The following is a 12,954-nucleotide window of genomic DNA, read 5'->3' as shown; positions in this document are numbered from 1 at the left end:
GTGAAAGGGAGGGACGGACGGCCAGTCCGATCGAATGGAGAAAAATTGGTACGTGGTGCACACCTATTCCGGATATGAGAATAAGGTGAAGGCGAACCTTGAAAAGCGGGTTGAAACGATGGGGATGCTCGATAAGATCTTCCGCGTCATCGTTCCCGAAGAACAGGAAACAGAGCTGAAAGACGGCAAGAAAAAGACCGTCATGCGAAAAACTTTCCCGGGATACGTCCTCGTCGAGATGATCATGACGGATGACTCCTGGTACGTCGTCCGCAACACACCGGGCGTAACGGGCTTTATCGGCTCGTCCGGCGGCGGTGCTAAACCGACGCCGCTCATGCCGGATGAGGTAGATTTCATCCTCCGCCAGATGGGCATGAAAGAAGCCAAGGTCGAAATGGATATCGAAGCAGGCGAACTGGTCGAAGTGCTTGAAGGGCCGTTCGCGAACTTCCAGGGGACGGTCGAGGAAGTCGATCCGGCCAAGGGCAAAGTCAAAGTCGCCGTCGAGATGTTCGGGCGCGAAACAAAGATGGAGCTTGACTTTTCCCAGATTCGAAAGGTTTGACATTCCCGCTTGCAAGTGGGTGCTGTTAGTGGTATCATTCCATAGGTCAGGCCTAAAATGGGCCTGCTGCGGATCAACCGTATTCTACCGGCAATGCCGGCAGACACATATGAGTGGGAGGGGCAACCCTATTACCACATCACGGACTTTAAGGAGGTGCGTCTCGTGGCTAAAAAAGTAAGCAAAATCGTTAAACTGCAAATCCCTGCAGGTAAAGCAAACCCGGCACCACCGGTCGGACCGGCACTCGGTCAGGCAGGTGTAAACATCATGGGCTTCTGTAAGGAATTCAACGCACGGACATCTGACCAGGCAGGTCTCATCATCCCTGTTGAGATCACGGTTTTTGAAGACCGCTCGTTTACATTCATTACAAAAACTCCGCCGGCTGCCGTTCTTCTGAAGAAAGCAGCAGGCATCGATAAGGCGTCCGGCGAACCGAACAAAAACAAGGTTGCCGTCGTCAAGCGTGATAAAGTCCGCGAAATCGCGGAGACTAAAATGCCGGACCTCAACGCCGCTTCTGTTGAAGCAGCGATGCAGATGGTCGAAGGCACTGCCCGCAGCATGGGCATCACGATCGAAGACTGATTCTTTCACTTGATGTTGTTCTGTTACAGGAGGGTTGCGCCCGTTCTACGCGAACGCCGCAATCCTTTTTCGTGGGAGGGTTAATCCGCTATAACCACAATCAAGGAGGAAACAAACATGGCTAAAAAAGGCAAGAAGCTCGTAGAAGCGGCTAAAAAAGTAGACCGCGAACAACTCTACGGCGCAGAAGAAGCAATCGCGCTCGCTAAAGAAACGAGCACAACCAAATTCGACGCAACTGTCGAAGTCGCTTTCCGTCTCGGAATCGACACTCGTAAAAACGACCAGCAAATCCGCGGCGCAGTCGTCCTTCCAAACGGAACGGGCAAAACGCAGAAGGTCCTCGTTTTCGCAAAAGGCGAAAAAGCGAAGGAAGCGGAAGCAGCAGGCGCAGACTATGTAGGCGAAGCGGACTACGTCCAAAAGATCCAGCAAGGCTGGTTTGATTTCGACGTCGTCGTCGCAACACCTGACATGATGGGCGAAGTCGGTAAGCTTGGCCGCGTCCTCGGACCAAAAGGCCTCATGCCGAACCCTAAGACAGGCACCGTTACATTCGATGTAACAAAAGCTGTCCAGGACATCAAAGCAGGTAAGGTTGAATACCGCGCTGACAAAGCCGGCATCATCCACGCGCCGATCGGAAAAGTTTCGTTCGACAACGAGAAGCTCATCGAGAACTTCGAAACGATCTTCGAAACGATCCAGAAGGCAAAACCTGCAGCTGCAAAAGGCACTTACATGAAGTCTGTCAACGTGACGACTACAATGGGCCCTGCAGTGAAAATCGATGCGGCAAACGTCGTCATCAAAAAATAATCGTTGACAACAGAATGGCAGTCTGGTAAGATTGCCGATGTTGTGAATATCGTTTGTACCGTAGACAGCAGGGGCGGCATGCCGCTTAAACTTCCCGGCCGAGGACAAAGACGTGCTTGATTGAAAGAAGCCGACTTTAATGCCCTGTGTCTGCGTACGCGGATACAGGGTTTTTCCGTTGATATGCGGTATAAATGAGCCACTCTAACAGGAGGTGTTGACATGAGCAAGATTCTCGAACAGAAACAAGCGCTCGTCGATGAAATCAGCGGCAAGCTGAAAGAAGCGGCATCCGTTGTTGTCGTGGACTACCGCGGCCTCAACGTGGCGCAAGTGACTGAACTGCGTAAACAGCTTCGCGAAGAAGGCATCGAGTTCAAGGTTTACAAAAACTCGATGACACGCCGCGCGGCTGAAGCAGCAGGCCTCGAAGCACTCAACGAGTACATGACAGGCCCGAACGCGATTGCGTTCTCGACAGAAGACGTTGTTGCTCCTGCGCGGATCATCAATAACTTCGCAAAGGACAACGATGCGCTTGAGATCAAAGCAGGCGTCATCGAAGGCAACGTTGCAACACTGGAAGAAGTTAAGGCACTGGCGGAACTCCCATCCCGGGAAGGTCTCCTCTCCATGGTCCTCAGCGTACTCCAGGCGCCGATCCGCAACTTCGCACTGGCTTCGAAAGCAGTTGCAGAGCAGAAGGAAGAGCAAGGCGCATAATTCAGCAGCCTGAGCCAACGGAACGCGGCATTGCCGCATAAAATAAATCGATCCATTTAGGAGGAAACATCAATGAGCAAAGAGCAAATCATTGAAGCGATCAAAGAAATGACGGTCCTCGAACTGAACGACCTCGTCAAAGCTATCGAAGAAGAATTCGGCGTAACAGCAGCAGCTCCTGTTGCAGTTGCAGGCGGCGCAGCAGGCCCTGCAGCAGAAGAAAAGACAGACTTCGACGTTGTCCTTGCTTCCGCAGGCGACCAGAAGATCAAAGTCATCAAAGTTGTCCGCGAAATCACGGGCCTTGGCCTGAAAGAAGCGAAAGCGCTCGTAGACGAAGCGCCGAAAGCTGTCAAAGAAGGCGTAGCGAAAGAAGAAGCAGAAGAAATGAAAGCGAAGCTCGAAGAAGTCGGCGCAGGCGTCGAACTCAAGTAATTCCCGCTTTCCATACAAAAAAGTCCGTCTCAACTCGACGGGCTTTTTTATTCATGTCCAAGGGGTATGATAGGGGCAGCAGCTCCCGGCCCCGGCCGGGCACTATCTTCACGAACGGAGGCGACGGGCATGGCGGATCATTATTATTCGAAAAACCCGGGCACCGAGAGCGCGCCGCAGACCTGGACGGCGACGCTCCGCGGAATCCCGTTCCGTTTCAAGACGGATGCGGGCGTATTCAGCAAGGAAAGCGTTGATTTCGGGTCGAGGCTTCTGATTGATACATTTAGGGAGCCTGAAATTCCGGGGAATCTGCTGGACATCGGCTGCGGGTACGGGCCGGTCGGTCTGACAGCGGCCAGGCTGATGCCCGACAGAACTGTCCACATGGTTGATGTCAACAGCCGCGCGCTTGACCTTGCACGTGAAAATGCCGGCGCAAACGGCGCCGGCAACACGGAGATTTATGAAAGTGACGCAGGTTCGGATGTGCGCGGAAACGGATTTGCGGCGGTTCTGACCAATCCGCCGATCCGCGCAGGGAAGAATACGGTCTTCCGGATCTACGAAGATGCCTACCGCCTTCTCGCCGAAGGGGGCGAGCTCTGGGTCGTCATCCAGAAAAAACAGGGCGCCGCATCCACGGAAAAGAAGCTCCGGGAGCTTTTCGGCAATGTTGCAGCCGAAGAAAAGAAAAAAGGCTACTTCATCTATAGGTCGAAAAAATGACTTGACAAACATTGACTTGACAAATATTCAATGATAGTATAATAAAATGCACAAATAAAATTGAGGTCGTGTGCCCTTTTGACTGAAGTGCCTCCGGCTGCCCGCGCGGCATCCGGGGCCGGACATTCTTACCGTATAGTCCGGCTCTTCAATTGGGAATACTGGCCCGGAATGGAATAAGCCTGGTGAAACCGAAAATGAGCTTCTGCATCGGACTCGTTTTCTTTTTGTCTTTTCGGATATCATACATCAATTTGCCGGCATCCGCAAAGACCCATTATCGCTTTAATTGAGGGGTGAATCAGTTGACAGGTCAACTAGTTCAGTACGGTCAACATCGTCAGCGCAGGAGTTTTGCGCGGATCAGTGAGGTGCTTGAGCTCCCGAATCTGATCGAGATCCAGACGAAGTCCTATGAATGGTTCCTTGAGGAAGGCCTGCGGGACATGTTCCGCGACATTTCTCCGATCGAGGACTTCACGGGCAATCTTTCGCTTGAATTCGTCGACTACAGCCTCGGCGAACCGAAGTATCCGGTCGGCGAGTCGAAAGAGCGCGATGCGACGTACGCGGCACCACTCCGCGTCAAGGTCCGCCTCCATAATAAAGAAACCGAAGAAGTAAAAGAGCAGGATGTCTTCATGGGTGATTTCCCGCTCATGACGGACAACGGGACATTCATCATTAACGGCGCGGAACGCGTCATCGTCTCCCAGCTCGTGCGCTCCCCGAGCGTCTACTTCCACGACAAAACGGACAAAAACGGCAAGCGCGGATTTGGGGCGACAGTCATCCCGAACCGCGGCGCATGGCTTGAATACGAGACGGACGCGAAAGACGTCGTCCATGTCCGCATCGACCGCACGCGTAAACTGCCGGTCACGGTCCTTTTGCGCGCGCTCGGTTTCGGCTCGGATCAGGAAATCATCGAGCTGATCGGGGACAACGAATATCTCCAGAACACGCTGGAGAAGGACAGCACCGAAAGCACCGAAAAAGCACTCCTTGAAATCTACGAGCGTCTCCGCCCGGGCGAGCCGCCTACAGTCGAGAGCGCGAAGAACCTTCTTTACTCGCGCTTCTTCGACCCGAAACGCTACGACCTTGCCGACGTCGGCCGCTACAAGATGAACAAGAAGCTCAGCATCAAAAACCGCCTCCTCAACCAGACGCTCGCAGAAGCGATCGCTGATCCGGAGACGGGCGAGATCATTGCGGAAAAAGGAACGCTGCTGGACCGCCGTGAACTCGACCGCATCATCCCGTTCCTCGAGCAGGGCGCCGGCTATGAAACCCTTGAGCCGGTCGGCGGCGTACTCGACGAGGATATCACGATTTCTTCCGTGAAAATCTATGCGCCGAACAGCGAAGATGAGAAAGTCATCAACGTTATCGGCAATGCGGATATCGAAGAAGAAGTAAAGCACGTCACGCCGGCGGACATCGTCGCGTCGATCAGCTACTTCTTCAACCTGCTTTACCAGGTCGGCACGACCGACGACATCGATCATCTCGGAAACCGCCGCCTCCGTTCGGTCGGGGAATTGCTGCAGAACCAGTTCCGCATCGGCCTTTCCCGGATGGAGCGTGTGGTCCGCGAACGGATGTCGATCAACGATACACAGTCTATTGTGCCTCAGCAGCTGATCAATATCCGTCCGGTCATCGCATCGATCAAGGAATTCTTCGGCAGCTCCCAGCTGTCCCAGTTCATGGACCAGACGAACCCGCTTGCAGAACTGACGCACAAGCGCCGCCTCTCTGCACTCGGGCCGGGCGGGCTCACGCGTGAGCGCGCCGGCATGGAAGTCCGTGACGTCCACTATTCCCACTACGGACGCATGTGCCCGATCGAGACGCCGGAAGGCCCGAACATCGGACTCATCAACTCGCTTTCGACCTATGCCAAAGTGAACAAATTCGGCTTCATTGAAACACCATACCGCCGCGTGGACCCGGAGACGGGTGTCGTCACAGAACGGATCGACTACCTGACGGCGGATGAAGAAGACAACTATGTCGTCGCCCAGGCGAACGCGCCGCTTGATGAAGACGGCCGTTTCATCAACGAAGAGGTCGTGGGCCGCTTCCGCGGTGACAACTCGGTCTTCAAGCGCGAATCCATCGACTACATGGACGTCTCGCCGAAACAGGTTGTCTCGGCTGCGACTGCCTGCATCCCGTTCCTCGAGAACGATGACTCGAACCGTGCCCTCATGGGTGCGAACATGCAGCGTCAGGCCGTTCCGCTCCTTAATCCGGAAGCGCCGTTTGTCGGCACCGGGATGGAGTATGTCTCGGCGCGAGACTCGGGCGCGGCGATCGTCTCGAGGCACCACGGCATCGTGGAGCACGTCGAGGCGAAGGAAGTCCGTGTCCGCCGCACCGAAACGGTGGACGGCAAGGAAGTCAAGGGCGACCTGGACATCTACCGCTTTGAGAAATTCGTCCGTTCAAACCAAGGGACATGCTATAACCAGCGCCCGATCGTCAAGGTCGGCGACCGCGTCGAACCGCTTACCGTGCTCGGTGACGGCCCGTCGATGGAAGACGGCGAGCTTGCGCTCGGCCGCAACGTCCTCGTCGCGTTCATGACATGGGACGGCTTCAACTACGAGGATGCCGTCATCATGAGCGAACGCCTGGTGAAAGACGATGTCTATACATCGATCCACATCGAAGAATACGAATCCGACTCCCGTGACACGAAGCTCGGGCCTGAAGAGATCACCCGCGACATCCCGAACGTCGGTGAAGACGCGCTCCGCAACCTCGACGAGCGCGGCATCATCCGCGTCGGCGCGGAAGTCCGCGACGGCGATATCCTCGTCGGCAAGGTCACACCGAAGGGCGTCACCGAGCTGACTGCGGAAGAGCGCCTCCTCCACGCCATCTTCGGCGAGAAGGCACGGGAAGTGCGTGACACTTCCCTCCGTGTTCCACATGGCGCGGGCGGAATTGTCCTCGACGTCAAAGTGTTCAACCGCGAAGACGGCGACGAGCTTGCGCCGGGTGTCAACCAGCTTGTGCGCGTCTACATCGTCCAGAAGCGGAAAATCTCCGTGGGCGATAAGATGGCGGGCCGCCACGGGAACAAGGGTGTCATCTCCCGGATTCTTCCGGAAGAGGACATGCCGTTCATGCCGGACGGCACGCCTGTTGACATCATGCTCAACCCGCTAGGCGTTCCATCCCGGATGAACATCGGCCAGGTGCTCGAGCTTCACCTCGGCATGGCTGCACGCTATCTCGGCCTCCACATGGCGAGCCCGGTCTTCGACGGTGCCAACGAAGAAGATGTCTGGGAAACCATGGAAGAAGCCGGCATGGACCGCTCGGGTAAAACGACCCTCTACGACGGGCGTTCCGGCGAACCGTTCGACAGCAAAGTGTCGGTCGGCATCATGTACATGATCAAGCTCGCCCACATGGTCGACGACAAGCTCCACGCCCGTTCGACCGGGCCATACTCACTCGTCACGCAGCAGCCGCTCGGCGGTAAGGCGCAGTTCGGCGGACAGCGTTTCGGGGAGATGGAAGTTTGGGCGCTTGAAGCATACGGTGCCGCCTACACGCTCCAGGAAATTCTGACGGTCAAGTCCGATGACGTTGTCGGCCGTGTGAAGACCTATGAGGCGATCGTCAAAGGGGAAAACATCCCGCAGCCGGGCATCCCTGAATCGTTCAAGGTCCTGATCAAGGAACTCCAGTCCCTCGGCCTCGACGTCAAGATGCTGACGGAGGAATACGAGGAGATCGAACTCCGCGACCTCGATGAAGACGAAGACCTGCAGCCGACGGATGCGCTGAACATCCTGCCGGCCAATGAGCAGGAAACGATCGGAGCCGAATAACGCGGACAAAGTTGCAGCTGGGCGGCAGTGCCGCCCGTAAAGCTGTATTGCCATGAACGGTGAGCCTGTTCAGATTGAGACTAAAGGGAGGTTGGCTCCTTGATAGATGTAAATAATTTCGAGTATATGAAAATCGGCCTCGCATCCCCGGACAAAATCCGGTCGTGGTCCTACGGCGAAGTCAAAAAGCCGGAAACGATCAACTACCGGACGCTGAAGCCGGAGAAAGACGGCCTGTTCTGCGAACGGATCTTCGGACCGACAAAAGATTGGGAGTGCCACTGCGGGAAGTACAAGCGCGTCCGCTATAAGGGCGTCGTCTGCGACCGCTGCGGCGTCGAAGTGACGCGCGCGAAAGTCCGCCGCGAACGCATGGGCCATATCGAGCTTGCGGCTCCGGTATCCCACATCTGGTACTTCAAAGGCATCCCGAGCCGCATGGGCCTTCTTCTCGACATGTCCCCTCGCTCGCTCGAGGAAGTCATCTACTTCGCTTCTTACGTTGTGACCGAACCGGCGGATACCGGCCTTGAGCGCAAACAGCTCCTGTCCGAGCGCGAATACCGCGCGTACCGCGAAAAGTACGGCAACAAGTTCTCCGCGCTCATGGGTGCGGAAGCGATTGAAAGGCTCCTTAAGCAGATCGACCTTGATAAAGAGGCCGACGCGCTGAAAGAAGAGCTCAAGACGGCACAGGGGCAGCGGCGCACGCGTGCGATCAAGCGCCTGGAAGTTGTCGAGTCGTTCCGCCACTCGGGCAACCGCCCGGAATGGATGATCCTTGAAGTGCTTCCGGTCATCCCGCCGGAACTCCGCCCGATGGTCCAGCTGGACGGAGGCCGTTTCGCGACGTCCGACCTGAACGACCTTTACCGCCGGGTGATCAACCGGAACAACCGCCTCAAGCGCTTGCTTGATCTGGGCGCACCGGGAATCATCGTTCAGAACGAAAAACGGATGCTGCAGGAAGCCGTCGATGCCCTCATCGACAACGGCCGCCGCGGCCGTCCGGTTACCGGTCCGGGCAACCGCCCGCTAAAATCCCTCTCGCACATGCTGAAGGGTAAGCAGGGCCGATTCCGCCAGAACCTTCTCGGGAAGCGCGTCGACTACTCCGGCCGTTCGGTTATCGTCGTCGGGCCGAACCTGAAGATGTACCAGTGCGGCCTGCCGCGCGAAATGGCGATCGAGCTGTTCAAACCATTTGTCATGAAGGAACTCGTCGAACGCGGTCTCGCGCACAACATCAAGAGCGCGAAACGCAAGATCGAGCGCCTTCACTCAGACGTCTGGGATGTTCTTGAGGAAGTCATCAAGGAACACCCGGTCCTCCTGAACCGCGCACCGACGCTTCACCGCCTGGGAATCCAGGCATTCGAGCCGACACTTGTCGAAGGCCGGGCCATCCGCCTTCACCCGCTCGTCTGTACGGCATACAACGCCGACTTCGACGGTGACCAGATGGCGGTCCACGTACCGCTTTCCGCGGAAGCACAGGCAGAAGCCCGCCTTCTCATGCTTGCGGCACAGAACATCCTGAACCCGAAAGACGGGAAGCCGGTCGTCACGCCTTCCCAGGACATGGTCCTCGGAAACTACTATCTGACGCTCGAGCGCAAAGGCGCGATGGGCGAAGGAATGGTCTTCAGCAATTCAGACGAAGTGATGGTTGCCTACCAGAACGGCTACGTGCACTTGCACAGCCGGATCGCCATCCATGCGTCATCGCTGAACAACCCGACATTCACGGAAGAGCAGAACCGGCAGCTGCTCATGACGACAGTCGGCAAGGTCATCTTCAATGAGATCCTTCCGGAGTCGTTCCCGTACATCAACGAGCCGACAGACCACAACCTGCAGGTCGAAACGCCAGAAAAGTACTTTATCTCTCCGACAGATGACGTCAAGGCGAAGATCCAGGAAGCAGAGCTTGTCCAGCCGTTCAAAAAGAAAATCCTAGGGAACATCATCGCCGAGATCTTCAAACGGTTCCATATCACGGAAACGTCCAAGATGCTCGACCGCATGAAGGACCTCGGATTTAAATACTCGACGCGGGCCGGCATCACGATCGGCATTTCGGACATCGTCGTCCTTCCGAACAAGGGGGAAATCCTCCAGGAAGCACAAGGCAAGGTCGACAAGGTCACAAAGCAGTTCCGCCGCGGTCTCATCACCGAAGAAGAACGCTACGACCGTGTCATCTCGTATTGGTCCCAGGCCAAGGACACTATCCAGTCTCTGCTGATGGAGTCTCTCGAGAACACGAACCCGATCTTCATGATGTCCGACTCCGGTGCACGGGGTAACGCGTCGAACTTCACGCAGCTTGCCGGGATGCGGGGCCTCATGGCCAACCCGGCCGGCCGGATCATCGAGCTCCCGATCAAGTCGTCGTTCCGTGAAGGCCTCACCGTCCTCGAGTACTTTATTTCGACGCACGGTGCGCGTAAGGGTCTTGCCGATACGGCACTGAAGACGGCCGACTCGGGTTACCTGACACGCCGACTCGTCGATGTCGCACAGGACGTCATTGTCCGCGAAGATGACTGCGGAACCGATCGCGGCCTTGAAGTGAGCGCCCTCACGGAAGGAACCGAAATCATCGAAACACTCGATGAGCGGATCATCGGCCGACACGCGAAGAAATCGGTTGTCCATCCGGAAACGGGCCAAGTGTTCGTCGAACGCGACGGCCTCATCACCGAAGATATCGTGCGTGCGATCATGGATGCGGGCATCGAGACGGTCACGATCCGTTCCGCGTTCACGTGCAACACGAAACACGGCATCTGCAAGAAGTGCTACGGCATGAACCTGGCGACAGGCGAAGCGGTCGAAGTCGGCGAAGCAGTCGGCATCATCGCGGCCCAGTCGATCGGGGAGCCGGGCACACAGCTGACGATGCGTACGTTCCACACAGGCGGTGTCGCCGGAGACGACATCACCCAGGGTCTCCCGCGTATCCAGGAAATCTTCGAGGCGCGGAACCCGAAAGGCCAGGCAGTCATTTCCGAGATCAACGGTGTGATCACCGAGATCGAAGAGATCCGCGAAGGCCAGAAGGAGATCACCGTCACCGGCGAAGTCGAGACGCGCAAGTATACGCCGCCGTATAACGCACGCCTCCGATTCGGCCTGAACGACACCGTCAAGCGCGGTGATGCGCTGACCGAAGGGTCCATCGATCCGAAGCAGCTCATCGTCGTCAAGGACGTCAAGACGGTACAGGAATACCTGCTGAAGGAAGTCCAGAAAGTCTACCGGATGCAGGGTGTTGAGATCAGTGACAAGCACGTCGAGGTCATGGTCCGCCAGATGATGCGCAAAGTCCGCGTCATCGAAGCCGGCGAAACCGACCTCCTGCCGGGTACACTGCTCGACATCCACCAGTTCACGGAAGCAAACTCCGATGCCATCCGGGACGGCCGCCTGCCTGCGACAAGCCGCCCGGTCATCCTCGGGATCACAAAGGCATCCCTCGAGACGGAATCCTTCCTCTCGGCCGCCTCGTTCCAGGAAACGACACGCGTCCTCACCGACGCCGCCATCAAAGGCAAGATGGACGAACTCCTCGGACTCAAGGAGAACGTCATCATCGGGAAGCTCGTTCCTGCCGGCACCGGCATGCAGCGCTACCGCCAGATCGAGATGACTTACGAAGGCATGGAAGAAGAAAAAGAAACCGCAGCTACCGAATAATTTACGCTATACCTCCGGGAAGCCTACGCTTCCCGGTTTTTTTGTATAGGAAGAGGAATCGCGGTATCTTAAGCGGGAACTTGATCCCGTCGGTTGAATTGAATAAAACACGCCATGTTCGCCCGGTACTGTGGACTTCCAAAAAAACAATATGTTTTTTATTGACATACCGTTTCAGGGATGATAATATGTTCAAGGTTGAGAGTTGACTTTTGGTTCCTTGGAGGAAATGGCATGTCTCATGGACAAGCGAATCAGAAACAGACGATCATCGGTATAAAGCAGGCAGTAAAGGCGCTCCGGAAAGGCCGGGTGCGGGAAGTAATTCTCGCTTCGGATGCTGACGGGCGGCTGATCGGCGACGTTCTGTCCCTTGCGGAAGAGAACGGGATTCCGGTACGCTATGAAGGTACGAGGAAAGACCTCGGCCGGGCATACGGAATCGATGTCGGCGCATCGGTCATCGCCATTACTGAGTAGGTTTTTGCGTCATGCTGCGCAAAGACTTTGTTTTTACCCCTAAAATGAACCACCTGGATGTGTGGTATTAAAAAGAACTGAAGGGAGGACCCTATCGATGCCAACAATTAACCAACTGGTCCGCAAATCGCGTAAGTCGAAAGCGACCAAGTCGAAGTCTCCGGCACTCGGGAAAGGTTACAACAGCTTCAAGAAATCTCTTACAGATGTGAACTCGCCTCAAAAGCGCGGTGTCTGCACACGTGTCGGCACAATGACGCCTAAGAAGCCGAACTCCGCGCTTCGTAAATACGCTCGTGTCCGCCTGACGAACACGATCGAAGTCAACGCGTATATCCCTGGCGAAGGCCACAACCTGCAAGAGCACAGCGTTGTCCTGATCCGCGGCGGCCGTGTTAAAGACCTTCCGGGTGTCCGCTACCACATCGTGCGCGGCGCCCTCGATACAGCCGGCGTTCAAGGCCGTATGCAGAGCCGTTCCCAATACGGCGCGAAGAAGCCAAAAGAGAAAAAATAATCACCTTTCCAAAGGTGTCGTAAAGTTTGAAAGGAGGAACACACATGCCTCGTAAAGGTCCAGTAGCAAAACGTGACGTGTTGCCTGACCCGCTTTATAACTCGAAGCTCGTGACACGTCTTGTAAACAAAATCATGGTAGACGGCAAGAAGGGTACTGCCCAGAAAGCCCTCTACGGCGCATTCGAAATCGTCCGTGAGCGTTCCGGCAAGGATCCTCTGGAAGTGTTCGAAGCAGCCCTCGAAAACATCATGCCAGTCCTTGAAGTGCGTGCCCGCCGTGTCGGTGGCGCGAACTACCAGGTACCGGTTGAAGTCCGCCCGGACCGCCGTGTAACACTCGGCCTCCGTTACCTCGTCAACTACTCCCGCCTGCGCGGTGAGAAGACGATGGAAGAGCGCCTGGCAAACGAAATCCTTGACGCTTCCAACAACACGGGCGCATCCGTGAAGAAGCGTGAAGATCTTCACAAAATGGCGGAAGCGAACAAAGCATTCGCCCACTACCGCTGGTAAGTTCAAGCCGAAGTACACTCT

Annotated in this window: 11 protein-coding genes and 1 other annotated feature; all 11 genes read left to right on the top strand. The window is 56.1% G+C overall.

Going from position 1 to position 12,954, the window contains the following annotated elements; all coding sequences use genetic code 11:
• The first annotated feature begins 34 nt into the window (after positions 1–34).
• The 11 genes from nusG to rpsG all read left to right on the top strand — a co-directional run bounded on the left by nusG (position 35) and on the right by rpsG (position 12,933).
• Entirely contained in the window at positions 35–568 is a 534-nt protein-coding gene (gene nusG / locus KHA84_RS01620; protein ID WP_213421598.1) for a transcription termination/antitermination protein NusG, read from the top strand.
• A gap of 165 nt (positions 569–733) precedes the next feature.
• Positions 734–1,159 (top strand): 50S ribosomal protein L11, encoded by a 426-nt coding sequence (rplK, locus tag KHA84_RS01615; protein ID WP_143020570.1) that lies wholly within the window; start codon positions 734–736, stop codon positions 1,157–1,159.
• A gap of 117 nt (positions 1,160–1,276) precedes the next feature.
• Positions 1,277–1,978, top strand: coding sequence for a 50S ribosomal protein L1 (gene rplA / locus KHA84_RS01610; RefSeq protein WP_213421596.1), 702 nt, complete (start codon positions 1,277–1,279; stop codon positions 1,976–1,978).
• 40 nt (positions 1,979–2,018) lie between these two features.
• Positions 2,019–2,163, top strand: a sequence feature (ribosomal protein L10 leader region).
• A gap of 37 nt (positions 2,164–2,200) precedes the next feature.
• On the top strand, positions 2,201–2,701 hold the full coding sequence (gene rplJ, locus KHA84_RS01605) for a 50S ribosomal protein L10 (RefSeq protein ID WP_213421594.1): 501 nt from the start codon (positions 2,201–2,203) through the stop codon (positions 2,699–2,701).
• A gap of 72 nt (positions 2,702–2,773) precedes the next feature.
• The gene (gene rplL, locus KHA84_RS01600; RefSeq protein ID WP_213421592.1) at positions 2,774–3,136 is read left to right on the top strand and encodes a 50S ribosomal protein L7/L12; all 363 of its coding nucleotides are present in this window, start codon (positions 2,774–2,776) and stop codon (positions 3,134–3,136) included.
• A 129-nt stretch (positions 3,137–3,265) separates the two neighbouring features.
• Positions 3,266–3,865 (top strand): class I SAM-dependent methyltransferase, encoded by a 600-nt coding sequence (locus tag KHA84_RS01595; protein ID WP_213421590.1) that lies wholly within the window; start codon positions 3,266–3,268, stop codon positions 3,863–3,865.
• 305 nt (positions 3,866–4,170) lie between these two features.
• Complete coding sequence (gene rpoB / locus KHA84_RS01590) at positions 4,171–7,719, top strand: DNA-directed RNA polymerase subunit beta (RefSeq protein WP_213421588.1); 3,549 nt, start codon at positions 4,171–4,173, stop codon at positions 7,717–7,719.
• A 99-nt stretch (positions 7,720–7,818) separates the two neighbouring features.
• On the top strand, positions 7,819–11,421 hold the full coding sequence (gene rpoC, locus KHA84_RS01585) for a DNA-directed RNA polymerase subunit beta' (RefSeq protein ID WP_213421586.1): 3,603 nt from the start codon (positions 7,819–7,821) through the stop codon (positions 11,419–11,421).
• 234 nt (positions 11,422–11,655) lie between these two features.
• A complete protein-coding gene (locus KHA84_RS01580; protein WP_213421585.1) occupies positions 11,656–11,901 on the top strand; it encodes a ribosomal L7Ae/L30e/S12e/Gadd45 family protein in 246 nt (81 codons plus the stop codon).
• Between the two features lie 97 nt (positions 11,902–11,998).
• On the top strand, positions 11,999–12,418 hold the full coding sequence (rpsL, locus tag KHA84_RS01575; RefSeq protein WP_213421583.1) for a 30S ribosomal protein S12: 420 nt from the start codon (positions 11,999–12,001) through the stop codon (positions 12,416–12,418).
• Positions 12,419–12,462: 44 nt separating this feature from the next.
• On the top strand, positions 12,463–12,933 hold the full coding sequence (rpsG, locus tag KHA84_RS01570; protein WP_092093194.1) for a 30S ribosomal protein S7: 471 nt from the start codon (positions 12,463–12,465) through the stop codon (positions 12,931–12,933).
• Positions 12,934–12,954: the final 21 nt, after the last annotated feature.

The sequence above is a fragment of the Bhargavaea massiliensis genome (genome assembly GCF_018390575.1).
Classification (GTDB): Bacteria; Bacillota; Bacilli; order Bacillales_A; family Planococcaceae; genus Bhargavaea; species Bhargavaea massiliensis.
Note: the sequence above shows the minus strand (reverse complement) of the source record. Positions and strands in the feature narration are given on the sequence as shown.

Coding starts and splice junctions, on each gene's coding strand:
- nusG (WP_213421598.1), top strand. CDS start 35: ATGGAGAAAAATTGGTACGTGGTGCACACCTATTCCGGATATGAGAAT.
- rplA (WP_213421596.1), top strand. CDS start 1,277: ATGGCTAAAAAAGGCAAGAAGCTCGTAGAAGCGGCTAAAAAAGTAGAC.
- rplJ (WP_213421594.1), top strand. CDS start 2,201: ATGAGCAAGATTCTCGAACAGAAACAAGCGCTCGTCGATGAAATCAGC.
- rplL (WP_213421592.1), top strand. CDS start 2,774: ATGAGCAAAGAGCAAATCATTGAAGCGATCAAAGAAATGACGGTCCTC.
- KHA84_RS01595 (WP_213421590.1), top strand. CDS start 3,266: ATGGCGGATCATTATTATTCGAAAAACCCGGGCACCGAGAGCGCGCCG.
- KHA84_RS01580 (WP_213421585.1), top strand. CDS start 11,656: ATGTCTCATGGACAAGCGAATCAGAAACAGACGATCATCGGTATAAAG.
- rpsL (WP_213421583.1), top strand. CDS start 11,999: ATGCCAACAATTAACCAACTGGTCCGCAAATCGCGTAAGTCGAAAGCG.
- rpsG (WP_092093194.1), top strand. CDS start 12,463: ATGCCTCGTAAAGGTCCAGTAGCAAAACGTGACGTGTTGCCTGACCCG.